Raw genomic sequence first — 20,876 nt, 5'->3', positions numbered from 1 at the left:
GTCTAGGTCAGCGGCACGCGGCAGGCGTCACCACTGGTGAATCCCTGGTCCTTGATGTCGAACGCGCTGTTGAACCGGGCCCGCTGGTTCTCCAGCGCGACCTGGTAGGTCAGCGCGATCAGTTCCTTGCGCCCCAGCAACTTCTCCAGCTCGGCGACCTGCTCGTCGGTGACCGCGACCGGAGTCTCGGTCATCGCGTCGGCGTAGGCGAGCGCCTTGCGTTCGAGGTCGGTGAACAGCGGCGACGTCGCGTATTCGTCGATGTGCTTGAGGCGCTCGATGTCGAGACCGCCGTGCTTCATGAGCATGGCGCCGAAGTCGACGCACCACGAACAGCCGAGCTTCACCGCCGTCCGGTAGACGCACAGCTCGAACAACGGCCCGTGGACCGCCTTCTTGACCGCCAGCTCGTGCCGGCCGCTCGCCATCAGCAGCTTCGGGTGGTGCGCCATCACGGTGACGGGCTCCGGCACCGCCCCGAACTCGCGCCGCGCGAACCAGTACACGGCCCTGAGCAGCGGGCCGGCGTCCTTCTTCGTGATTCCCTTGATCCTCGTCATGCTCACTGGACGAGGTGGCCCGCCGGAACGTGACACCTTTGGGTGACTGGGGCGCGAGCCGGTCTACTCATAGGGTCCCTCCATGAGCAACGACTTCGTGCTGGACATGGACCACGAGTCGGCCGGCCTGCTGGCGGGAACGCTGCTGGCAGGCGATTCGTGTGCGGTCCCGGTGCGACACCAGAACGTCAAACTCCTGCTGTGCGCGCTGCCCGGTGAGAACGGCATGCGGCTGTTCCTGCGCCGCAACACGCCCTAGCGGTCGTACACGGCCACATATTCCATGAGCACATCGCGCGACTTCTCGTTGTCGAGCGCGACGGCGTGCATGCGCTGAAAGATGGCCACGGCCCGTTCCACGGTCGCCGCGTCGCTGGCGAGCGTCCAGTTCGCGAGGTAGACCAGCGGCGGTTCGTGCTCGTACTGGATGAGCGCGTAGTCGAGCCCGACCGCCGCCGCCCCGCCCGCGCTGGCCGGCACGACCCGGATCGACGGCGCGTGGAACAGCAGGTGCAGGACCTGGTCCTCCATCAGCCGGTTGCCGCCGACGACGGTGCGCAGCGCGTACTCGTGGATGAAGAACACGCACTGCGGCAGCACGCCGTCGCGTTGCAGTTCCGGCGTCGGCGCGAGCCCCAGTGCGCTGGCCAGCGCCTTCGCGTAGCACTCGGTTCTGAGCAGGACGGGAATGGTGACGCCGCTGAAGCAGGTGATCTGGGTGGCGCCCGCTGCGGCGAGCACCACGAGTTGCTCACCTGCACCGTGCTGGGTCATGGGTGGAACGGTAAAGCCATGATCATGATCTCGCCGCGCGAAACGCCTGCCCTACAGGGCGAATGCTGCCCGGAATTGATTACGGAGTGGCGACCTGCGCGAGGAAGTAGATCGCCTTCGCGCGGGCGTGCCGGACCGCGACCAGGAACGGCCGGTCGACGTCCACGACGATCGGGTCCGGTCCTGGCCCCGACCTTCCCCTGGTCATGACCACCGCGGTCGCGGCAGCGCCCTCCAGGCCCTGCTCGTCGAGGCGCAGCACGGCCTCGTGGATGACCTCGCTGACGGACAGCGGGTCCGGCGAGAGCCCACCGAGGTCGGCACGGGGAGTGAACATCGTGCCCGCACCGAGTCGCTTCAGCGTGTCCCGCAGCTCGAACTTCTCCCGAACGTCCACTTTGGGCAGTGACAGCTCGACCGAGGTCGTGCCGCCCACGTCGAACGCGGACGGGAGCAGCGGTTGCTCCAGCGACTCGTCCGGCAGCAGCACCAGCGCCTCCACCCCCGGCCCGGCGGGCAACGCGATCGTCTGCCAGCCGTCGGTCCTGGCGTAGCCGAGCCTGGCGGTCGTCTTCATGGTCGGCACCTCGACGTCACCGCCGGGAGCGTGGAACAGCCTCGGCTTCGTCCTGTGGGCCTTGAACGCGGTCGTCCAGCTCGCCTTGAGGTAGAGGGCGTTGACGATGACCGCCCCGTCGAACTTCAGGCCCGCGGGCAGCAGCTCGGGGATCAGGCCGCGGGTCGTCTCGGCGACGTCGGCGTTGACGAGCTTGCGCGTGGTCTTGGCATCGGAGAAGTCCGCCCGCCGCACCGAGGACGTCAACGAGAAGTCCGGGTTCAGCGGCAGGCAGTCGTCGGCCCACAGCGTGTTCGCGACGGCCAGGTCGCGGACGCCGGGCACGGCGCCCGGGTCGAACCCGTCGAGCAGCAGGTCGAGTTCCTCACGGGTCGCACCCCGGGCAGCCTCCCGGACCAGCGCGAGCGCACTGGCGACGGAGAACGGTGACCAGCACGCGTTCGCATCGGGATCGGGGACGGCGACGCGGTGGAGGTCCAGCGCGAAGGTGGTCAGATCGCTCACGGACGGGCGACCTGGGCGAGGAAGTAGATCGCGCCGGACCGCGCGTGCCGGACGGCCACGAGGAACGGCCGGTCGACCGTCACGACGATCGGGTCCACCGGGATCTCCATCGACACCGTGCGGAACGTGACGGCGGTGGCCGCCGCGCCTTCGAGGCCTTCCTCGTCCAGGCGCAGCACGGCCTCGTGCACGACGTCGTCGACGAACATCCGCTCGTCCGGCGAGAGGCCGGAGAAGTCGGCGTCGCGCGCGAACATGCGCTCGACTCCCAGCTGCCGCAACGTGTTCTTGAGGGTGAACTTCGCCCGTACGTCCACTTTGGGCATTGATAGTTCGAGCCGGGTGAAGTTCTGCGCGGTGAGCACGGACGGGCTCAGCGGCTGCTCCAGCGACTCGTCCGGCAGCAGGACCACGGCCTCGACGCCGGAGTCGGCGGGCAGCACGATCGTCTGCCAGCCGTCGTGGCGGGCGTAGCGGAACTTCTCGGTGACCTTCATCGTCGGCACGTCCACGTCGCCGCCGGGCGCGTGGAACGGTTTCGCGGCGGTCTCCCAGGCGGAGAACGCGTTGAGCCAGCCGACCTTGAGGTACAGGGCGTTCACGATGATCGCGGCGGCGTCGGGCGGCGGCGGGTCCGTCAGCAGTTCGGGGATGAGGCCGCGGGTGGTCTCGGCGACGTCGGTGTTGACGAGCTTGCGGACCGTCGCGGGGTCGGAGAACGCGGTGCGCCGCACCGAACCGGCGAGCGAGAAGCCGGGGTCGATCGTCAGGTCGTCGTCGGCCCACAACGTGTTCGCGACGGCCAGTTCGGGCACGTCGAGCGCGTCGGAGGCGTCGAAGTCCCCGAGCAGGCCGTCGAGTTCGGTGCGGGTCTCGCCGCGCGCGGCCTCACGGGCCAGCGCGAGCGCGCTGGCCACCGAGAAGGGCGACCAGCACGCGTTGGTGGACGGATCAGGTACGGCGACGCGGTGCAGGTTCAGGGCGAAGTCGGCCTGATCGGTCACGGGAACACTCCCCTGTCGGCGTGGGTCTGGCAGTGACATCACGATCGGATCGTCCGGGACGGGCCGTTCTCCGGCTCCCCCACCGGCCCGGCGGTCTCGATTCGTCCGCCATGCCCTCGAAGCTACGCCGATGCGCGGTGCCAGGCCACGGCCTGCGCGTCGGTGAGCAGCGCGACCTGGTCGATGACGACGCGAAGCCGTGCCGCGTAAGAGGAAGCGGCCGCGAACACCGGGCGGAACGCGGGGTCGAGCAACGTCGGGCGCTCCATCAGGCGGCCGGCGAGGTCGGTGATCAGGTCGCGTTGCTTCGCCTGCATGGCCAGGCGCGCCGGGTCGCTCATCACGTACCGGACGGCCATCGCCTTGAGCAGCGCCACCTCCGCCGCGACCTGCGTCGGGATCTCCAGCGAGGCGTTGTACCTCGTCAGCGCCCCGTCGCCGTGCACGGCACGGGTCGCGGTGACGGCGGCGGAGGCGAACCGGCCGACCAGTTCGCTGGTGAGGTTCTTCAACGCCACCTGCGCGCCGAGCGAGCCGTCGTACTCGCGGTCGGTCCAGTACGCGATCACCGGCAGCTTCAGCAGTTCCTCGGCGGTGGCCTCGAGCGTCGCGACGGACTCGTCGGAGAACGTCTTCGCGGCGAGCGACGCGATGGCGCCGCGTTCGTCGGGACGGGCCAGCGCGCCGAGGCTGATGCGGTGGGCCAGCACGCCGTCCTCGACGTCGTGCACGGAGTACGCCACGTCGTCGGACCAGTCCATGACCTGTGCCTCGATGCACCGCTCACGGTCCGGTGCACCCGCACGCATCCACTCGAACACCTCGAGGTCGTCGTCGTACACGCCGAACTTCACCGTGCCCGGCGTGCGCGGCCACGGGTACTTCGTCGACGCGTCGAGCACTGCGCGCGTGAGGTTCAGGCCGTGCGCGGTCTTCGGTTCGAGGCGCGCCAGGATGCGGAACGTCTGCGCGTTGCCCTCGAAGCCACCGCACGGGCCCGCGAGTTCGTTCAACGCCCTCTCGCCGTTGTGCCCGAACGGCGGATGCCCGATGTCGTGCGCGAGACCGGCCGTGTCGACGATGTCGGGATCGCAGCCCAGTTCCTCACCGATGCCGCGGCCGATCTGCGCGACCTCCAGCGAGTGCGTGAGGCGCGTGCGCGGCACACCGGTGACCTCGGAGCCCTCACCGGGGCCGACGACCTGGGTCTTGCCGGCGAGCCTGCGCAACGCGGCGGAGTGCAGCACACGGGCCCGGTCACGGGAGAACGGCGTGCGCGTGTCGGTGCGGGCACCCGGCAGCGCGGCGCTCTTGGGCTCTTCGGGGAGCAGGCGCTCCGTGTCGTGGCCGGTGTATCCCATCAGCCGATTTTAGGGAGCTTGAGCTCGTCGAACACGCCGGCGTGCGCCTTCATCAGGCGGTAGTAGAGCAAGGCTCCGGTCTCGCGCTTGATGTAGAACCACTGCGTCTCGCGCGTCTGCACGTTCGGGCCGCTGCGGGTCGGGGACGTCCACGCCTGCAGACCGGCGTCCTCCGCCATCGTGCGTGCGCGCAGAGAGTGCCACGGGTCGCTGACGATCACGGCCGTCTTCAGGTCGCGTTCCTTCGCGACCGACGCGACGGCCCGCAGCGACCCGAGCGTGTCGGCGCCCTCGCCGACCTGCAGCACCCTGTCCTCCGGCACACCGCGCTTGACCAGCCACAACTTGCCGACCTGGCCCTCGGTGAAGTTGTCGCCGGGCTGACGGCCACCGGTCGTGGCGATGTAGCTGACCACGCCCTCCTCGTAGAGGCCGAGCGCGTGCTCCAGGCGTGCCGCGAGCACGTCGGACGGGACGCCGTTGTACTGCGCGGCGCCGAGGACGATCGCCATGTCGGCCTTCGTCCAGTCGTCCACGCGCGCGACCTGCCAGACGCGGAACGCCGTGCCACCGCCCACGAGCATGCCGATGACCAACGCCCCGAAAACGAGGCGCAACACGATTCGGCGAATCCTGGCGAGTGGCTTCAGGGGCGTGGTCCGCACACCACGCATGCTCCCAGACCGCGCGGGTGCCGCGTTGACGCCCCTGCGAGGATCATCGTCATGCCTGCTGAGCAGCCCACCATCCTCGCCACGTCCGGAGGTCTGCGCTCCGGCAGCCGGACCTTCCTCGAGTTCAACAAGCTGATCCACTTCGCCCTGGACCTGTCCGGCGTGGACGGCCGCACACCGCGCCTGTGCCACGTCGGCACCGCCGGGGGCGACCAGCGGGCCATGAACGCGAACATGACGGAGGCGGGCCGGGTCGCGGGCGTCGACGTGTCGGTGCTGAACCTCTTCACGATGCCGCCGACCGACGACCTCGAGGACTACGTGCTGTCCCACGACGTCATCTGGGTGGGCGGCGGCTCGGTGGCGAACCTGCTCGCGGTGTGGGAGGTGCACGGGCTCGGCGCGGTCTTCCGCAAGGCGTGGGAGGCCGGTGTGGTGCTCAGCGGCGTGTCGGCGGGCTCGATCTGCTGGCACGCGGGCGGTGCCACGGACTCGTTCGGCCCGGACCTCCGGATCGTCACGAACGGCCTGGGCTTCCTGCCCTACGGCAACGGCGTGCACTACGACTCCGAGGAGCAGCGCCGCCCGAAGATCCACGCCGCGGTGGCCGCCGGGGTGCTGCCGACGACGTACTGCACCGACGACGGCGTCGGCCTGCTCTACCGCGGCACCGAACTCGTCGAGGCGGTGACGGAACGTCCCGGTTCCGGCGCATACGTGGTGGTCAGGGAGGATTCTTCAGCAACCGCACAGGAGGAAAAGCTCGACACCAGAGTCTTGTGAAGCGGACCTTGGAAATGTGCGCTGGGCTCTGATCCTCTTCTTCGTGGCGGCCGTGTTCGTCGTGCCGGAGGCGTCGCCGTGCCTGGCGCACGGGAAGCCTTCGGCTGAAACATCGCGCGGTCCTGACGTGCTGGACACCGGCGCCGGTTCGCTGGATCCCGGTGAGGCCGATACATCGGATACCGGCGCACCCTCGGCGATATCCGATATGTCGGCCACTGCCCTGTCGGACATCGCGGCGGCGGGCGGCGCGTCCGACGTCGGCCTCGCGGTGCTGGACCTCCAGACGGACCAGGCGGTCTCCGAGCAGGGCGACAAGCCGTTCTACTCGGCGTCGCTGTCGAAGCTGATCCTCGCCGTGGACGCGTTGCAGCAGCAGTTGTCCGGCGAGGACCAGGACCTGATCCACCGCGCGTTGAGCGCGAGCGACGACAACGCCATGGACGTGCTGTGGACGAGGTTCGACGGCACGGACGCCATCGGCCGCGTCGCCGCCGCAGCGGGCCTCACCGGCACGCACGCGCCGGACGACCCCTCGCAGTGGGGAGAGGTCGTCATCACCGCGAACGACATGGTGCGGCTCTACCACTACATCCTCGGTTCACCGGCGCGCGACGCGATCGTCGCCGCGCTGTCGTCCGCCCCCGCCACCGCCGCCGACGGCTTCGACCAGGCGTTCGGCCTGCTCGGCGTCACCGGCGTCTACGCCAAGCAGGGCTGGATGTACTACCTGCCGAGCGACGTCCACCTGCACAGCGCGGGCGTGCTCGACGGCCGCTACGCCGTCGCCGTGCTCACCACGAGCCCGACGGGATCGTGGACGACGGCCAGGCAGTCGATCAACGCCGTCGCGTCGGCGGTCCTCGCGAAGCTGGGCGTCAACGGCTGACCCTCCGGTCGCGGCGTTCCCGCCACGGCCGGTCCCACTCGCCGGTGAACTCGCGCACCACGAGGATCGCGATCACGAGCAGCACGACCGCGCCGAAGACCAGCGCGCCGAACAACGCCCCCGCCACGCCCGCGCCGGAGGAGAACTCGGACACGGCGAACCCCGAAGCGGCGAGGACGATGACGTAGTTGCCCACGTTGCGGCGCCGTGCGGAATAGACGTCCGTCACCCGCGCCAGACTCACCCCTAGCAAAACGGGCGTGAGCGTCACCAGCAAACCGACGACCAGCAGCACCGGCCGGTACAGCGGCGTCACGAGCGCCACCGTCATCGCGGACACCGCCAACGCGAGCCCGACCGTGACGAGCACGGTCCCGAGCACCCTGATCCGCTGCAACGGAACCCCTTCGCCGGACTCCGGCACAAGCGGCCCGAAGGCGTCGACGACGATCTTGTGCACGGCGTAGCTCCGCCACAGGACCAACGCGAGCGCACCGAGCGCCGGCACCGAGAGCACCACCAGCACCACGACCGCGAAGTCCCCCGGCCTCCCCACCGGCTCGACGCTGAACGCGAACCCGTAGAACAGGTAGAAGATCGCCATCGCGGTGCCTTCGAGCACCACGAACACGTGCCGCAGCCGGGCAGCGCTCTCGGCATCGGTGACGCGCATCGCCCCCACGCCGCCCGCCACCGCGCACAGGCACACCAGCCCGCCGCTCACGGCCGTGGCCAGGAGCACCTGGGGGTTGCCCACCTCGGTCAGCGCGGCGAACACCACCACCCAGGCGAGGAGCACCACCCCCGCCGCGGCCTGCCCGCGTTCCCCCGTCATGTCTTCTACACGCGCGAACGTCCCAGGATGTTGCTCGGGACGCGAGATCACAGGCTGAACGTCTCGAGGGCGCGTGCACACCGCGGTCCACGTTTGGCGCTCTGGTCCACCTGCACGGTGAAGAACGTGACGACCAGCATCGACGCCACCACAGCGATGGTGAAGACGACCGAGCTCAGGCTCGTCAGCAGGCCGTCCACCTCGGGGTGATCGGTGTACAGGGTCGACAGCGCGACGGTGCCCGTGGTGAACGGAATGACGAGCCAGAACCGAAGCAGCTTGGCCAGCCGCGGCAGATCCGGCACCTGGAACACGACCACTCCCATGCACACGCAGCTGAACGCCGCCGCGACGCCCATCCCCGCGATCATGGCGCGGACGAAGTCGTGGAGCGGCAACGTCATCCCCGCCACGAACGCCGCGAGCGCCAGACCCGGACCGGCCGCGACGAGCACGACACCGAACTGCCTGATCTCCTGCGTGCTCATCGCGCCACCTGCGCGTCCGGCCGGCTGCGAGTCGGCGGCAACGCGCCGTGGCGGCCGAGGAAGCGCGCGAGTTGGAAGGCGCACAAGACAACGGCGAACATCGCGGCGATGAGCTGAAGTGTGTGCAGAACGGCCCCGATCACGGACCACGTGAACATGCCGTACACAACCGGCCATGCCATGACCACGAAGAACATCGCGACCACGATCAGCACGGTCACCAGCGCGCGACTCCGGAAGGCCCCGCGCAGGTCGTGGACCCTCGTCAGCACCGCACCGGAGACGACCGCGCAGCCGGCCGTCATCACCCCGAACAGTGCGGCGTCCGGTGCCGAGGCGGGCAGTGAGGTCGCCACGAGGCCCGCGGCGAACAGGACGCCGAGCACGGCGGCGCGCCTGCCCCACGTGTGCAGGTCGCGGACGTCCACCGGCCGGCTGTCGAGCTCGTCCGGTGTGAGCGTCGGCTCGATCATCGTGGGCGCCAGCACCGTCAGCAGCACCGACACGAGGGCGATCACGCCGTAGGCCACCGCGGCGACGGTGACCGGTGCGGCCGGGTGCTCCACGTGATGATCGCGCACGGCGAGTCCCGCGGTGGCGGCCAGCACCATCGAGGCGCCCACCGGAAGGCCGAGGCGCTTGAGCGCCTGGTGCCGCGACGACCGCAGGAAGACCAGGCCCGTCCAGCACGGCCCGAGCGCCACCGCCGCCACGCCCACCCACACCTGCACGGTGGCGTACCCGGTCACCGGGATGGTCAGCGCCACCACGACCATCCCGGCCAGCAGGACGAGCCCCGCTCCGAGGAGCGGGACACCGATCCGCGTCAATCGCTGCGCGTGCATGCACTCACCACGCACGCACGCGGCGATCTGTTGCCTCGCGGCCGAAGGTTTCCTAGCAGCCGACGAGGCGTGCCGCGAGGTACGACTCCAGCTGGTCCATCGCCACGCGCTCCTGCGACATCGTGTCGCGCTCCCGCACCGTGACGGCGAGGTCGGTGAGCGTGTCGAAGTCGACCGTCACGCAGAACGGCGTGCCGATCTCGTCCTGGCGGCGGTAGCGGCGGCCGATGGCGCCGGCGTCGTCGAAGTCGACGTTCCAGTTGCGGCGCAGGGCCGTCGCGAGGTCGCGGGCCTTGGGCGACAGGTCGGCGTTGCGCGACAACGGCAGCACCGCGACCTTGACCGGTGCGAGGCGGCGGTCGAGCTTCAGCACGACGCGCTTGTCCACGCCGCCCTTGGCGTTCGGGGCCTCGTCCTCGGTGTAGGCCTCCAGCAGGAACGCCATCATCGGGCGGCCGACACCGGCCGCCGGTTCGATGACGAACGGCCGGAAGCGCGAGTTCGTGGCCTGGTCGAAGTACGACAGGTCGACACCCGAGTGGTTCGAGTGCGTCGTGAGGTCGAAGTCGGTGCGGTTCGCGATGCCCTCGAGCTCACCCCACTCCTGGCCGCCGAACTGGAAGCGGTACTCGACGTCGACCGTCCGCTTCGAGTAGTGCGACAGCTTCTCCTTCGGGTGCTCGTAGTGACGCAGGTTCTCCTTGGAGATGCCCAGGTCCGTGTACCAGCGGGTGCGCTCGTCGATCCAGTACTGGTGCCATTCCTCGTCCGTCCCCGGCTCGACGAAGAACTCCATCTCCATCTGCTCGAACTCGCGGGTGCGGAAGATGAAGTTGCCCGGCGTGATCTCGTTGCGGAACGACTTGCCGATCTGGCCGATGCCGAACGGCGGCTTCTTGCGCGACGTCGTCTGCACGTTCAGGAAGTTCGTGAAGATGCCCTGCGCGGTCTCGGGGCGCAGGTAGTGCAGGCCCTCCTCGGTCTCGATCGGACCGAGGTGCGTCTTGAGCAGGCCGTTGAACATCTTCGGCTCGGTGTAGGAGCCGCGCACGCCGCAGTTGGGGCAGGGCACGTCGGAGACGTCGCCCTCGGCGACCTCCTTGCCGGTGCGCTCCGCGTACTCCTCGGACAGCGTGTCCGCGCGGAACCGCTTGTGGCACGACTCGCACTCGACGAGCGGGTCGACGAACGCCTCGACGTGACCGGAGGCGACCCACACGTCACGCGGCAGGATCACCGACGAGTCCAGGCCCACCACGTCCTCACGGCCGCGGACCATGAAGTTCCACCACTGCCGCTTGATGTTGTCCTTGAGCTCGACGCCGAGAGGTCCGTAGTCCCATGCCGAGCGGGTACCGCCGTAGATCTCCCCGCACGGGTAGACGAACCCCCTGCGCTTGCAGAGGCTGACAACGGTCTCGATGCGATCGGCGGGCAAGGGGAACTCCATCGGGGGAATGAGAATCGGGGGCTCAAGCCTAGCCCGTCACGTCGTGCCCCGAACGAGCGACCGGAGCCTTACCCTGCACCAATGGAAGACCGGCTGCGAGAGCTGTGGGACTTCGCCGACCTCGACGGCACCGAGGCGAGGTTCCGCGCGTTCCTGGGCAACGTGGAGACCGACGACGAGCGGGCGGAGGTGCTGACCCAGCTCGCCCGCGTGGAGGGCCTGAGGGAGAACTTCGCCGCAGGTCACGCTCTGGTCGACGAGGCGGAGGTGCTGGTCGCCCCCGACTCGACGGGCCGCGTGCGCGCGCTGCTCGAACGCGGCAGGCTGCACCGCTCCAGCGGTGACCCCGAGGCGGCGCAACCGCTGTTCGTGGCGGCGTTCATCCTGGCCAAGACGCGCGGCGACCTGTCGCTCGCGGTCGACGCCGCGCACATGGCGTCGCTGGTCGACGACCCGGAGAAGTGGACCAAGCAGGGCATCGAGATCGTCGTGGCCAACCCCGAACTGGTGCGCTGGCTCGGCCCGCTGCACAACAACCTCGGCTGGTTCTACTTCGAGAACGGCCGCTACGACGAGGCGCTCGACGCGTTCGAGAAGACCCCGGAGGCCTACGCGGAGAGCGGCAAGGCCAAGACGCTGCACGCGCTGGGCCGGTCCGCGGAGGCCGCCGAGGCCGCGCGCAGGGCGTTGGAGCTGCTCCCCCACGACTCGCAGGAGGAGTGGGTCGAGGAGATGGAAGCTATCGCCGCGGGTTCGTAGGCCCTGCCGCCTCGCCGAGCCGCACCGTGAACGCGTCCTCGGCGAGCACGCTCGTGTGCGTCTCGACCTCGCCGCCGGCGCTGGTCAGCGTCGGCTCGTACATCGCGGGCTCGTCGGTCAGCGCCTCGGACAGCAGCGGGATGACGTGTTCGCGCACGGGGAACGGCGACATCGCGCGCCGGTAGGCCACCACGGACTCGAACTCGACGGTCAGCACCCAGCGGTCGTCCTCGTCGGTCGACCGCGCCAGCGTGCCCTTGTGACACCCCGGCTGAGCCGTCAGGAGCTTCAACGCCTCTGCGACGCGCACGGTGAACGTCTCGGGGTCGGACACGCGGAATCGGCACACCAGCAGCACGGTGCAAGGATGGCACGGTGACCTCCAAGCGCCCTCTCCTGCCCGGCGACGGCCCACTCGCGCGCGTGCGCCCCGTCGTGGCGTTCGTGCTCGTGCTCGGTCTGTTCATCACCGGCGTTCTGGTGGGCGGCACCCTCGGCGCGGTGCTGCTCGGTGTGCTGATCGTGGGCGCCGCGGTGCTCCTGGCCGCCACCTGGAAGGTTCTTTCCCCAGGTCACCGCACATTGCGCGTGGTGGTCCTGCTGGTACTGCTCGTCATCACCGTAGAATTGGTTGTGAAAATCCCTACCAGGTGAGGTGCGCCGCCATGACCGTTCAACTGCACGGCGAGCACTCCCCCGAACGCGAGGCCCCGGCGCCCGCGGCACCCCGCTCCGCGCACACCCTCGCCGAGGCCGGCGACCTGCTGCGCGCGCTGGCTGCCCCGGTCCGCATCGCCATCGTTCTGCAGCTGCGGGAACACGACCGCTGCGTGCACGAACTGGTCGAGGCGCTGGGAGTCGCGCAGCCGCTGATCAGCCAGCACCTGCGCGTGCTCAAGTCGGCGGGCGTGGTGCACGGCGAGAGACACGGCCGCGAAGTCGTGTACCGATTGGTGGACGAACATCTGGCGCACATCGTGGTGGACGCTGTGACGCACGTCGAGGAGAAGTTGTGACCGGACTGAGGTCCACCAAGCAGCGCACCGCGGTGTCGAACCTGCTCGACCAGCTCGACGACTTCCGCAGCGCCCAGGAACTGCACGAGGAACTACGCCGCCGCGGCGAGGGCATCGGCCTGACCACGGTCTACCGCACCCTGCAGTCCCTCGCGGACGCCGGCCAGGTCGACGTCCTGCGCACCGACTCGGGTGAGGCGATCTACCGCCGTTGCTCGGCGCACCACCACCATCACCTCGTGTGCCGCCACTGCGGCCGCACGGTCGAGGTGGAGGGTCCGGCCGTCGAGAAGTGGGCGGACCGGGTGGCGGCCGAGAACGGCTTCTCCGAGGTCAGCCACACCGTCGAGATCTTCGGCACCTGCGCGGACTGCACGGCCAAGGGCCTCAAGTAAGGCGAGGACGGGGCACCCGATCCGGGCGCCCCGCTCCTAGTAGAGCGTCGCGGCTTAGCTGTGCTGCGTTGAGTCGCGCACGGGGCTGGGCGGCCTGGTCGGTCGTTACCGAAGCCCGGATGGTCGCGCGCTCACGCACGTCGCCGCCGAGTTGGCGGCAGAAAACTGCCGGCGCAAACGTTTGCTGATCACCCCAACTACCGCCAACCGCGCAGGTGACAGCCATGAGAGCGCGATCTTCATGATCGAAAATCAGCAACCTGCCGCCATCGCTATCCCAAGAGATAGCCGCGACGCTCTACTAGTGGTGTGGCCCAGAAAGTTGCCGGGCGAATTCGCGGTCAGACGGGTGCATCGCGGTGCCCTGCTGAGCGTGAATTACCCAGCCGACTTTCTGGGTCACGCCACTAGCTCTCGTAGGGCTCGACCGGCTCGGCCACGGGCGTGAACGACTCCACGGTGAAGGTCGGCACCCAGGAGTTCTTCTCGTTCGCCGACTTCGGCACGACCTGCCCGGTCACCTCGACCCACTGCTCGTCGGGCAGCGAGGGCACGTCCCCGGTCACCCGCACCTTCAGCGGCCGGGCGTCGGCGGCGCAGCACGAGATCGCGAGCCGGGCGACGAACGTGTCACCCTCCGCACGCAGCAGGAACCCGGTCAGCTTCACCCGGCGCCCGTCCAGCGTCCCGGACTCGTCCCACGCCGTGCGCGTGACGAACTCCGTCATGGACAACGGGATCACGTCGCCGGACGGCAGTTCGCCCAGCAGGTTGCGGGAGCGCTGCGTCTGGTTCGTGTCGGCGGCCGAGTTGACGACGTCGCCGCCGAGGGCCGGGGGCGAGATCAGGAACACCGCCAGCACCGGCAGCAGCATCAGCCACGTCGAGCGCGACGAGTGCGAGTGCTCGTGGTCGTCCTCGGAGGCCGCCTTGCCGCGGCGGATGTCCTGGACGATCGCGAACAGCGCCAGGCCGATCATGATCACGCCGGCCGCGATCAGCAGTGGCAGCAGGCTCTTCTGCACGTACCTGAGGTACAGGCCCGAGAAGCTGATCTTCAGCAGCGCGCCGCCGAGCAGGACCAGCAGGATGTTCTGGGTTTCCCGTCTCACAGCAGCACCACTCCACTCACGACGGCGCACAGGATCGCCACCACGAAGGTAGCCGGGGCGAAGCGGAAGGCGAAGGACTTGCCGAACGCACCGGCCTGCAGCGCGATCAGCTTCACGTCGACGGCGGGGCCGACGACGAGGAACACCAGGCGCGGCAGCAGGGGCAGCGCGGAGAACGCCACCGCCACGAAGGCGTCGGCCTCGGAGCACAGCGCCAGGATGACGGCCAGGAGGGCCATCACGATCACGCCCAGCACGATCTGGCCGCCCAGCGTCTGCATCCACGCGGTGGGCACGAACGTCTTGAACGCCGCCGCGAACAGCCCGCCGAGCACCAGGAACCCGCCGGCGTCCACGAGGTCGTGCCGCGCGCTCTCGGCGAACACGGCCCACTTGGACCTGCCGGAGTGATCAGCCAGCTTGGCCAGCGCACGTTCGGCGATCCACTCCATCTTGCCGAAGCGCACCCACAGCCAGCCCATGACCATCGCGGTCAGCAGGGAGCCCACGAACCGGGCGGCGACCATCATCGGGGTGTCGTTGAACGCCACGGCGGTCGACACCAGCACGATCGGGTTCACCGCGGGCGCGGCCAGCAGGAACGTCAGCGCGACGGCCGGTGCGACACCCTGCTGCATCAGCCTCTTGGCCACCGGCACCGAGGCGCACTCGCAACCCGGCAGGGCGATGCCGGCGACACCGGCCACGGGCACGGCCAGAGCGGTCTTCGACGGCAGCAGCTTGCGCAGCGCCGAGGCCGGTACGAACGCCGCGATGGCGCCCGAGATCAGCACGCCCAGCACGAGGAACGGCATCGCCTGCACGCAGATCGCGACGAACACGGTCGACGCCGTGCGCAGCTTCGGCACGTCGAGAAGATCGACAAGTCTTGACTGGAAGAGCAGTGCGAGAACGAGGATCCCGCACAGCACCTCCAACGACGTGATCTTCAGCCGAGGCGGGCCCGAGCGCCGCTTCGACGAGCGGATCTCGCCGGTGATCGTCATTCCGCGTCCGCGTCCAGGTCCAGCAGGCGGCGGTACTGGCGCGCCATGCCCTCACGGATCTCCTCGGGCGAGGGCGGCTCGTCGAACTCCGCCTCCTCCTCTTCGAGGTCGTCGTCGTCGAAGTCGACCGGGGTGCCGTTGACGGTCTCCTCGGCGTCGGCCTCCTCCTCGAGAGCGGCCTCGCGCAGCTCCTCGATCGTGGCGGAGACGTCCTCGGCGGACAGCGCGGGCAGCATCGGCTTCACGATGGCCAGCACACCGCCCTCGGCGTCGTCCAGCGCCACGGCCTCGGCCAGCGCGACGGCGTGGTCACGCTCGTACGGGCCGCAGATGAACGAGTCCCAGTCGTCGCCGCCCGAAGGCTCGAACGTGACGGTCCACGGGAACTCGTTGACGTCCGAGTCCTCTTCCGGCTCGTAAATGATCACGCCACCCATCGAAGGGTCCTTTCTCAAGAAAAGCGGGAGAGGAGCTCGCCGCGCACCTGCGACGCGGTCGACACGACGAGCATGAGCAGCGTGCTCAGCGGCTCGGGCTTCAGGCCGTCCGCCGGGAAGGCGTACCGGAGCATCACGTCCGTGCCTCGTTCGGACGCGATGACACCCAGCGTCCCGAACAGGCCCTGACCAGCGCGTTCCGCGACCCACACGGCCACGTCACCGACCAGGTCCCACGCGACGACGACCGTCAGCGAGAGAACCGTCAGTCCTTCGGCCAGTTCCATGCCCTGCACCGCGCACGGCACGTCGCCGTGGCGGAAGCTCAACGCGCCGTCATCGTCCACGGAGACGTCGTGGAACAGCTCCAACGCCTTGCGCGCGGCCTCCAGGGCCTCACCACTCGCGTTCACGACGACACCACCTCCTCGCCCGGCTTGTCGACGGCACCGCCGAAGCGGCGGTCGCGCCCGGCGAACTTCTCGCAGGCCCGCCACAGGTCGCGGCGGTCGAAATCGGGCCAGAGGATGTCCTGGTAGACCATCTCGGCGTACGCGGACTGCCACAGCAGGAAGTTCGAGATGCGCTGCTCGCCGGACGGCCTGATGAACAGGTCGACGTCGGGCATCTCCGGCTTGTACAGGTACTTCGCGAGGGTGCGCTCGTCGACCTTGTCCGGGTTGATCTTCCCGGCGGCGACCAGGCGCGCGACCTCGCGAGCGGCGTCACCGATCTCCGCGCGACCGCCGTAGTTCACGCACATCACGAGGTTCAGCACGTCGTTCTCGGCCGTGCGGACCTCGGCCTCCTGCAGCTGCTTGATGACGCTGCCCCACAGCTTCGGCGAGCGGCCGGCCCAGTGGATGCGGACACCCATCTCGTCCAGCTCGTCGGTGCGGCGCGCGATCACGTCGCGGTTGAAGTTCATCAGGAAGCGGACCTCTTCGGGGCTGCGCTTCCAGTTCTCCGTGGAGAACGCGTAGAGCGAGAGCCACTTCACGCCCAGCTCGATGGAGCCCTTCGCGACGTCGAGCACGACCTGCTCACCGCGCTTGTGCCCCTCCACCCGCGACAGCCCGCGCTGGTTCGCCCAACGGCCGTTGCCGTCCATCACGATCGCGATGTGCTTGGGCACCAGGTCGGCGGGGATGTCCGGGGGCGTCGCACCGGACTCGTGCGGCTCCGGCGGGCGCGGAACGCGCTTCTCACGCTCGGAGCGGCGGCGACGCAACATGGACTCGGCATCCTCTCGGGCGAAAACCGTTGTCGGTAGCCGCCACATTAGCCGTCGGCCGGCTGCGCCTTGCGCTCGACCAAAGGCAACGACCTGAGCTGCCGTTCGAGGTGCCACTGCAGATGCGCCGCGACCAGGCCACTCGCGTCACGACGGGCGATGTGCGGGATCTCGTCGACCACGGTCCACTGGCCGTGCAGCAGCGCCGAGAGCAACGTCAGCGTGTCCTGGGACGGCGAGGAGGACCCGGCCGGACGGCAGGTCGGGCAGCACGAGCCGCCCGCCTGGATGCTGAACGCCCGGTGCGGACCGGGGTTACCGCACTTCGCGCACTCGTTCACCGCGGGCGCCCATCCCGCGAACGCCATCGCACGCATGAGGAACGCGTCCAGCAGCAGCGACGGGTCGCGCTCACCGTTCGACAACGCCCTCAACGCCCCGGCCACGAGCATGTAGAGGCGCAAGACCGGTTCGCCTTCTTCGGCCGTGAGCCGGTCGGCGGTCTCCAAGATGGCGCACGCTGCCGTGTAGCGCTGGTAGTCGGTGACGATGCCGACGCCGAACGCGTCCAGCGTCTGCACCTGCGTGATGATGTCGAGCGACCGGCCGGGGTGGAACTGCACGTCGACGTGGCAGAACGGCTCCAGCCGCGCGCCGAACTTCGACGACGTGCGGCGCACGCCCTTGGCCACGGCGCGGAGCTTGCCGTGCTTCTGGGTCAGGAAGGTGATGATCCGGTCCGCTTCACCGAGCTTCTGCACACGAAGCACGATCCCGGTGTCGCGGTACAGGTTGGCCATAGTGCCGTCACCTCCAGCCTTTGCCTCGTATTTCGACGGTCAGACGGGTGCATCGTGGTGCCGTCCCCACGTCCTCATACTGGACCGTATGGGGGCGTGGGGCGGTGCCGCGAGGCGCCCTGCTGAGCGCCGGAAGACGCGGTGAAGGCTGGTGGTCGCGGCACTAGAAGCCCAGGCGGCGCAACTGCTTCGGGTCCCGCTGCCAGTCCTTGGCGATCTTGATGTGCAGGTCCAGGTACACGCGGCTGCCCAGCAGCGCCTCGATCTGCTTGCGGGCGGCCATGCCGACCTGCTTGAGCCGCTCGCCCCGGTGGCCCAGGATGATCGCCTTCTGCGACGGCCGCTCCACGAACACGAACGCGTGGATGTCGATCAGGTCGTTGCGGCCCTCGCGCGCCTGCATCTCCTCGACCACCACGGCGATGGAGTGCGGCAGCTCGTCGCGCACGCCCTCCAGCGCCGCCTCGCGGATGAGCTCGGCGACCAGCGTCTGCTCCGGCTCGTCGGTCAGGTCGCCGTCCGGGAACAGCTGCGGGCCCTCGGGCAGCTTCTTCAGCAGCAGGTCGCTCAGCTTGTCGACCTGGAAGCCGTCGACGGCGGACACCGGGATGATCTCGGCGAACTCCATGACCTTCTGCAACGCGAGCAGCTGCTCCATCACCTGCTGCTGCGACACCAGGTCGGTCTTGGTGACGATGCCGACCACGGGCGTGCGCTTGGCGACCTTCTCCAGCTCGGCGGCGATGAACTTGTCACCGGGGCCGACCTTCTGGTCCGCGGGCACGCAGAAGCCGACGACGTCGACCTCCGACCACGTCTCGCGCACCAGGTCGTTGAGGCGCTGGCCGAGCAGCGTGCGCGGCCGGTGCAGACCGGGCGTGTCGACCAGCACGAGCTGGCCGTCCTCGCGGTGCACGATGCCGCGGATCGTGTGGCGCGTCGTCTGCGGCTTGCTGGACGTGATGGCGACCTTCGTGCCCACCAGCGCGTTCGTCAGCGTCGACTTCCCTGCGTTCGGGCGGCCGACGAAGCACGCGAACCCGGAGCGGTAACCATCCATCCGTCCATTGTCCCTGGGACCGGCAACCGGGTTGTCGCCGGTCCCGGAACCTGCTGTTCCGTCACGTCCGCGACCGGTCAGGACCAGGCCGGCCGGTGCACCGCGGAGTCACTGCCGGTGACCGCCCGACACGGCCCCGGCTCGCTAGAACTGCTTGCGCAGCTCGCCGGAAGTGTTCGCGAGGAGCACCGGGCCGGTGGGCGTGAGGTCACGCACGGCCGCGAGCGACGCCCCGTCCACCCGGTTCGCCTCGGTGACGACCGCCGCCGCTTCCAGCCCCTCGGCACCGCTCGACACGGCGGCCGCGATGGCCGCCTGCAGCGCGGTGAGCTTCAGCGACGGCAACGAGACCGTGGAGGCGTTGTAGGTGCGGCCGTCGAGGTCCCGCACCGCCGCTCCCTCCTCGGCACCGTTGCGCGCACGAACGGACCGCGCCAGCGTGATCAGCTTGGCGTCCTCGGGGGCAACGTCAGTCATCTTCTTCTGTCTCCTTCTGCACGGGACGCACGAGCACAGTGGTGACCCGGATGCGGCCGCGTTCGTCCTTGCCGCCCTCGGCCCGCATGCGCAGGCCGGCGATCTCCGCCTCGGTGCCGGGCAGCGGCACGCGCCCGAGCCGTTGCGCGAGCAGGCCGCCGACGGTCTCGACCTCGTGGTCGTCGAGCTCGGTGCCGAACAACGCGTCGAGGTCGTCCACCGGCAGACGCGCGCTGACCCGCACCGCGCCGTCCTCCAGGTGCTCGATCGGCGGACGGTCGTCGGTGTCGGACTCGTCGGTGATCTCACCGACGATCTCCTCGAGGATGTCCTCGATGGTCAGCAGGCCCGCGGTGCCGCCGTACTCGTCCACGACGATCGCCATGTGCCGGCGTGACACCTGCATCTCGCGCAGCAGGTCCGCGATGGGCTTCGAGTCCGGGATGAAGCTCATCGGGCGCATCAGCTCGGCGACGTTCTTCGGGTCCTCGTCCTCGGCGAGCGTGGCCCGCATCAGGTCCTTGAGGTTCACCACGCCGAGCACGTCGTCGACGCTTTCGCCGATCACCGGCACGCGGGTGTAGCCCGTGCGCAACGACAGCGCGAGCGCCTGCCGCACCGACTTCGACTGCTCGATCCACACGATCTCGGTGCGCGGCACCATGATCTCGCGCGTGATGGTGTCGCCCAGCTCGAACACCGAGTGGATCATCTCGCGCTCGCCCTCGTCCACGACGCCGCGTTCCTGCGCCATGTCGACGAGCTCGCGCAGCTCGACCTCGGAGCTGAACGGACCCTCGCGGAAGCCCTTGCCGGGCGTGATGGCGTTACCGATGAGGATCAGCAGCTTGGACAGCGGCCCGAGCACGCGCCCGAGCTGCCGGACGGTGCCCGCGGCGAGCAGGCTCACGCCGTACGGGTGCTGACGGCCGATGGTGCGCGGTCCGACGCCGACGAGGACGTACGACACGATGAGCATGCTCAGGCAGGCGTACAGGACAGCGAGCCCGTCCTGTGCCACGAAGTCGAGGAACACCGTCGTGGCCAGCACCGCCGCCGACATTTCGCAGGCCAGCCGCAGCAGCAACAACAGGTTGACGTGCCGCGGCCGGTCGTTCAGGACGTGCAGCAGCTGCCCGGTGCCCCAGCGACCCTGCCGTTGCAGGGCCTCCACCCGTGCGCGTGACACGGTGCCGAGAGCGGCATCCACACACGCGAACAGTCCGGCTGCGAGCACGAGCAGAACGGCCAGCACGATCACACTGGCAGGGTTCGCGGTCATCGCGTCAGGCTTCTTCGTTCTTCTCGTCCAGGCCGACCGCGCCGAGCACCTTGTCGTCGGTGCTGCGCTGGTGCGCGGCCCGTTCGGCCTCGTCACGGGCGGTGCGGAAGTCGCCGAGGATGCGGTTCTGCAACGTGAACATCTCACGTTCCTCGGCGGGCTCGGCGTGGTCGTAGCCGAGCAGGTGCAGCACGCCGTGCACGGTCAGCAGGTGCAGCTCGTCCAGCAGGCCGTGGCCCGCCTTCTTGGCCTGGTCCTTGGCGAACGCGGGGCACAGCACGATGTCCCCGAGCAGCGCGGGCCCGAGGCCCGCAGCGTCGGGGCGGCGCGCGGAGTCCAGCTCGTCCATGGGGAAGGCCATGACGTCCGTCGGACCCGGCAGGTCCATCCAGCGCTCGTGCAGGTCGGCCATCACGTCCAGCTCCACGAGCAGGACGGACAGTTCGGCCAGCGGGCTCACGCCCATGCGGTCCAGCGCGAAGCGGGCGGCGGAGACGATGGAACCCTCGTCGACTCCGACACCCGACTCGTTGGCGATCTCGATGCTCACGGC

General features: G+C 69.4%; 28 protein-coding genes. 7 read left to right on the top strand and 21 right to left on the bottom strand.

Translation table 11 applies throughout. From position 1 onward, the window contains the following. Nucleotides 1-2 precede the first annotated feature (2 nt). On the bottom strand, nt 3-560 hold the full coding sequence (locus SK571_RS11825) for a carboxymuconolactone decarboxylase family protein (protein WP_319984092.1): 558 nt from the start codon (nt 558-560) through the stop codon (nt 3-5). An 82-nt stretch (nt 561-642) separates the two neighbouring features. Here SK571_RS11825 and SK571_RS11820 point away from each other — a divergent pair, with 82 nt between their 5' ends. Next, nucleotides 643-819 (top strand): hypothetical protein, encoded by a 177-nt coding sequence (locus SK571_RS11820; protein ID WP_319984091.1) that lies wholly within the window; start codon nt 643-645, stop codon nt 817-819. On the opposite strand, the gene SK571_RS11815 is transcribed toward SK571_RS11820, so the two are convergent. From SK571_RS11815 to SK571_RS11795, 5 genes are all read right to left on the bottom strand, one after another. Beyond that, nucleotides 816-1,334 carry a Scr1 family TA system antitoxin-like transcriptional regulator gene (locus SK571_RS11815; RefSeq protein WP_319984090.1) on the bottom strand — a complete coding sequence of 173 codons (519 nt, stop codon included), beginning with the start codon at nt 1,332-1,334 and terminating at the stop codon, nt 816-818. The genes SK571_RS11820 and SK571_RS11815 overlap by 4 nt on opposite strands. A 79-nt stretch (nt 1,335-1,413) precedes the next feature. Then, a complete protein-coding gene (locus SK571_RS11810; protein WP_319984089.1) occupies nt 1,414-2,415 on the bottom strand; it encodes a serpin family protein in 1,002 nt (333 codons plus the stop codon). Beyond that, entirely contained in the window at nt 2,412-3,419 is a 1,008-nt protein-coding gene (locus SK571_RS11805) for a serpin family protein (RefSeq protein ID WP_319984088.1), read from the bottom strand. The genes SK571_RS11810 and SK571_RS11805 overlap by 4 nt, the downstream gene beginning before the upstream one ends. Before the next feature lie 122 nt (nt 3,420-3,541). Next, complete coding sequence (locus tag SK571_RS11800; protein ID WP_319984087.1) at nt 3,542-4,780, bottom strand: deoxyguanosinetriphosphate triphosphohydrolase; 1,239 nt, start codon at nt 4,778-4,780, stop codon at nt 3,542-3,544. Further along, nucleotides 4,780-5,454 carry a YdcF family protein gene (locus tag SK571_RS11795; protein WP_319984086.1) on the bottom strand — a complete coding sequence of 225 codons (675 nt, stop codon included), beginning with the start codon at nt 5,452-5,454 and terminating at the stop codon, nt 4,780-4,782. The genes SK571_RS11800 and SK571_RS11795 overlap by 1 nt, the downstream gene beginning before the upstream one ends. 51 nt (nt 5,455-5,505) lie before the next feature. On the opposite strand from SK571_RS11795, the gene SK571_RS11790 reads away from it, so the two are divergent. Continuing rightward, nucleotides 5,506-6,237, top strand: a complete 732-nt coding sequence (locus tag SK571_RS11790) for a Type 1 glutamine amidotransferase-like domain-containing protein (protein WP_319984085.1) — start codon at nt 5,506-5,508, stop codon at nt 6,235-6,237. 16 nt (nt 6,238-6,253) lie between these two features. Further along, the gene (locus SK571_RS11785) at nt 6,254-7,126 is read left to right on the top strand and encodes a serine hydrolase (RefSeq protein WP_319984084.1); all 873 of its coding nucleotides are present in this window, start codon (nt 6,254-6,256) and stop codon (nt 7,124-7,126) included. On the opposite strand, the gene SK571_RS11780 is transcribed toward SK571_RS11785, so the two are convergent. From SK571_RS11780 to SK571_RS11765, 4 genes are read right to left on the bottom strand one after another with little or no spacing between them, the layout of a single operon-like run. Next, nucleotides 7,116-7,961, bottom strand: coding sequence for a hypothetical protein (locus tag SK571_RS11780; RefSeq protein ID WP_319984083.1), 846 nt, complete (start codon nt 7,959-7,961; stop codon nt 7,116-7,118). The genes SK571_RS11785 and SK571_RS11780 overlap by 11 nt on opposite strands. Nucleotides 7,962-8,008: 47 nt before the next feature. After that, nucleotides 8,009-8,449, bottom strand: coding sequence for a hypothetical protein (locus SK571_RS11775; RefSeq protein WP_319984082.1), 441 nt, complete (start codon nt 8,447-8,449; stop codon nt 8,009-8,011). Further along, nucleotides 8,446-9,294 (bottom strand): hypothetical protein, encoded by an 849-nt coding sequence (locus SK571_RS11770; RefSeq protein WP_319984081.1) that lies wholly within the window; start codon nt 9,292-9,294, stop codon nt 8,446-8,448. Before SK571_RS11770 ends, SK571_RS11775 begins: the two co-directional genes overlap by 4 nt. 52 nt (nt 9,295-9,346) lie before the next feature. Further along, nucleotides 9,347-10,732 (bottom strand): glycine--tRNA ligase, encoded by a 1,386-nt coding sequence (locus SK571_RS11765; RefSeq protein ID WP_266042585.1) that lies wholly within the window; start codon nt 10,730-10,732, stop codon nt 9,347-9,349. 93 nt (nt 10,733-10,825) lie between these two features. On the opposite strand from SK571_RS11765, the gene SK571_RS11760 reads away from it, so the two are divergent. Then, entirely contained in the window at nt 10,826-11,503 is a 678-nt protein-coding gene (locus tag SK571_RS11760) for a tetratricopeptide repeat protein (RefSeq protein ID WP_319984080.1), read from the top strand. Here the strand turns inward: SK571_RS11760 and SK571_RS11755 are convergent. Continuing rightward, nucleotides 11,484-11,861, bottom strand: coding sequence for an antibiotic biosynthesis monooxygenase (locus tag SK571_RS11755; RefSeq protein WP_319984079.1), 378 nt, complete (start codon nt 11,859-11,861; stop codon nt 11,484-11,486). The genes SK571_RS11760 and SK571_RS11755 overlap by 20 nt on opposite strands. Before the next feature lie 17 nt (nt 11,862-11,878). On the opposite strand from SK571_RS11755, the gene SK571_RS11750 reads away from it, so the two are divergent. Genes SK571_RS11750 through SK571_RS11740 form a run of 3 tightly spaced genes read left to right on the top strand, consistent with a single transcriptional unit; the run spans nt 11,879 to nt 12,914 of the window. Beyond that, a complete protein-coding gene (locus SK571_RS11750; protein WP_319984078.1) occupies nt 11,879-12,157 on the top strand; it encodes a hypothetical protein in 279 nt (92 codons plus the stop codon). Between the two features lie 11 nt (nt 12,158-12,168). Next, a complete protein-coding gene (locus SK571_RS11745) occupies nt 12,169-12,519 on the top strand; it encodes an ArsR/SmtB family transcription factor (RefSeq protein WP_189159914.1) in 351 nt (116 codons plus the stop codon). Then, entirely contained in the window at nt 12,516-12,914 is a 399-nt protein-coding gene (locus tag SK571_RS11740) for a Fur family transcriptional regulator (RefSeq protein ID WP_030474433.1), read from the top strand. The genes SK571_RS11745 and SK571_RS11740 overlap by 4 nt, the downstream gene beginning before the upstream one ends. A gap of 407 nt (nt 12,915-13,321) precedes the next feature. Here the strand turns inward: SK571_RS11740 and SK571_RS11735 are convergent, their stop codons facing one another. The 10 genes from SK571_RS11735 to ybeY form a co-directional block, all read right to left on the bottom strand. Then, nucleotides 13,322-14,026: a TIGR03943 family putative permease subunit gene (locus SK571_RS11735; RefSeq protein ID WP_319984077.1), complete on the bottom strand. Its 705-nt coding sequence runs from the start codon at nt 14,024-14,026 to the stop codon at nt 13,322-13,324. Beyond that, nucleotides 14,023-15,033 (bottom strand): permease, encoded by a 1,011-nt coding sequence (locus SK571_RS11730; protein WP_319984076.1) that lies wholly within the window; start codon nt 15,031-15,033, stop codon nt 14,023-14,025. Before SK571_RS11730 ends, SK571_RS11735 begins: the two co-directional genes overlap by 4 nt. Then, entirely contained in the window at nt 15,030-15,461 is a 432-nt protein-coding gene (locus tag SK571_RS11725; RefSeq protein WP_319984075.1) for a hypothetical protein, read from the bottom strand. The genes SK571_RS11730 and SK571_RS11725 overlap by 4 nt, the downstream gene beginning before the upstream one ends. A 23-nt stretch (nt 15,462-15,484) precedes the next feature. Then, nucleotides 15,485-15,883: a YbjN domain-containing protein gene (locus SK571_RS11720; protein ID WP_086667743.1), complete on the bottom strand. Its 399-nt coding sequence runs from the start codon at nt 15,881-15,883 to the stop codon at nt 15,485-15,487. Then, on the bottom strand, nt 15,880-16,704 hold the full coding sequence (locus SK571_RS11715; RefSeq protein ID WP_266042529.1) for an isoprenyl transferase: 825 nt from the start codon (nt 16,702-16,704) through the stop codon (nt 15,880-15,882). Before SK571_RS11715 ends, SK571_RS11720 begins: the two co-directional genes overlap by 4 nt. A gap of 47 nt (nt 16,705-16,751) precedes the next feature. After that, the gene (recO, locus tag SK571_RS11710; RefSeq protein ID WP_319984074.1) at nt 16,752-17,504 is read right to left on the bottom strand and encodes a DNA repair protein RecO; all 753 of its coding nucleotides are present in this window, start codon (nt 17,502-17,504) and stop codon (nt 16,752-16,754) included. Between the two features lie 163 nt (nt 17,505-17,667). Beyond that, entirely contained in the window at nt 17,668-18,564 is an 897-nt protein-coding gene (gene era, locus SK571_RS11705; protein WP_266042531.1) for a GTPase Era, read from the bottom strand. A gap of 144 nt (nt 18,565-18,708) precedes the next feature. Then, complete coding sequence (locus SK571_RS11700; RefSeq protein ID WP_319984073.1) at nt 18,709-19,041, bottom strand: cytidine deaminase; 333 nt, start codon at nt 19,039-19,041, stop codon at nt 18,709-18,711. Next, nucleotides 19,034-20,323 carry a hemolysin family protein gene (locus SK571_RS11695; protein WP_319984072.1) on the bottom strand — a complete coding sequence of 430 codons (1,290 nt, stop codon included), beginning with the start codon at nt 20,321-20,323 and terminating at the stop codon, nt 19,034-19,036. Before SK571_RS11695 ends, SK571_RS11700 begins: the two co-directional genes overlap by 8 nt. 4 nt (nt 20,324-20,327) lie before the next feature. Further along, the gene (ybeY, locus tag SK571_RS11690) at nt 20,328-20,873 is read right to left on the bottom strand and encodes an rRNA maturation RNase YbeY (protein ID WP_030474423.1); all 546 of its coding nucleotides are present in this window, start codon (nt 20,871-20,873) and stop codon (nt 20,328-20,330) included. Between the last annotated feature and the right edge of the window lie 3 nt (nt 20,874-20,876).

This window comes from Lentzea kristufekii, assembly GCF_033949925.1.
Lineage (GTDB): Bacteria > Actinomycetota > Actinomycetes > Mycobacteriales > Pseudonocardiaceae > Lentzea > Lentzea kristufekii.
This window is presented reverse-complemented; position numbering and strand designations above follow the sequence as displayed.

What these genes read in the sequence shown, in the direction of transcription:
- SK571_RS11825 (WP_319984092.1), bottom strand. Translation starts at nt 560, where the DNA reads ATGACGAGGATCAAGGGAATCACGAAGAAGGACGCCGGCCCGCTGCTC.
- SK571_RS11820 (WP_319984091.1), top strand. Translation starts at nt 643, where the DNA reads ATGAGCAACGACTTCGTGCTGGACATGGACCACGAGTCGGCCGGCCTG.
- SK571_RS11815 (WP_319984090.1), bottom strand. Translation starts at nt 1,334, where the DNA reads ATGACCCAGCACGGTGCAGGTGAGCAACTCGTGGTGCTCGCCGCAGCG.
- SK571_RS11800 (WP_319984087.1), bottom strand. Translation starts at nt 4,780, where the DNA reads ATGGGATACACCGGCCACGACACGGAGCGCCTGCTCCCCGAAGAGCCC.
- SK571_RS11795 (WP_319984086.1), bottom strand. Translation starts at nt 5,454, where the DNA reads ATGCGTGGTGTGCGGACCACGCCCCTGAAGCCACTCGCCAGGATTCGC.
- SK571_RS11790 (WP_319984085.1), top strand. Translation starts at nt 5,506, where the DNA reads ATGCCTGCTGAGCAGCCCACCATCCTCGCCACGTCCGGAGGTCTGCGC.
- SK571_RS11780 (WP_319984083.1), bottom strand. Translation starts at nt 7,961, where the DNA reads ATGACGGGGGAACGCGGGCAGGCCGCGGCGGGGGTGGTGCTCCTCGCC.
- SK571_RS11775 (WP_319984082.1), bottom strand. Translation starts at nt 8,449, where the DNA reads ATGAGCACGCAGGAGATCAGGCAGTTCGGTGTCGTGCTCGTCGCGGCC.
- SK571_RS11770 (WP_319984081.1), bottom strand. Translation starts at nt 9,294, where the DNA reads ATGCACGCGCAGCGATTGACGCGGATCGGTGTCCCGCTCCTCGGAGCG.
- SK571_RS11760 (WP_319984080.1), top strand. Translation starts at nt 10,826, where the DNA reads ATGGAAGACCGGCTGCGAGAGCTGTGGGACTTCGCCGACCTCGACGGC.
- SK571_RS11745 (WP_189159914.1), top strand. Translation starts at nt 12,169, where the DNA reads ATGACCGTTCAACTGCACGGCGAGCACTCCCCCGAACGCGAGGCCCCG.
- SK571_RS11730 (WP_319984076.1), bottom strand. Translation starts at nt 15,033, where the DNA reads ATGACGATCACCGGCGAGATCCGCTCGTCGAAGCGGCGCTCGGGCCCG.
- SK571_RS11715 (WP_266042529.1), bottom strand. Translation starts at nt 16,704, where the DNA reads ATGTTGCGTCGCCGCCGCTCCGAGCGTGAGAAGCGCGTTCCGCGCCCG.
- recO (WP_319984074.1), bottom strand. Translation starts at nt 17,504, where the DNA reads ATGGCCAACCTGTACCGCGACACCGGGATCGTGCTTCGTGTGCAGAAG.
- era (WP_266042531.1), bottom strand. Translation starts at nt 18,564, where the DNA reads ATGGATGGTTACCGCTCCGGGTTCGCGTGCTTCGTCGGCCGCCCGAAC.
- SK571_RS11700 (WP_319984073.1), bottom strand. Translation starts at nt 19,041, where the DNA reads ATGACTGACGTTGCCCCCGAGGACGCCAAGCTGATCACGCTGGCGCGG.
- SK571_RS11695 (WP_319984072.1), bottom strand. Translation starts at nt 20,323, where the DNA reads ATGACCGCGAACCCTGCCAGTGTGATCGTGCTGGCCGTTCTGCTCGTG.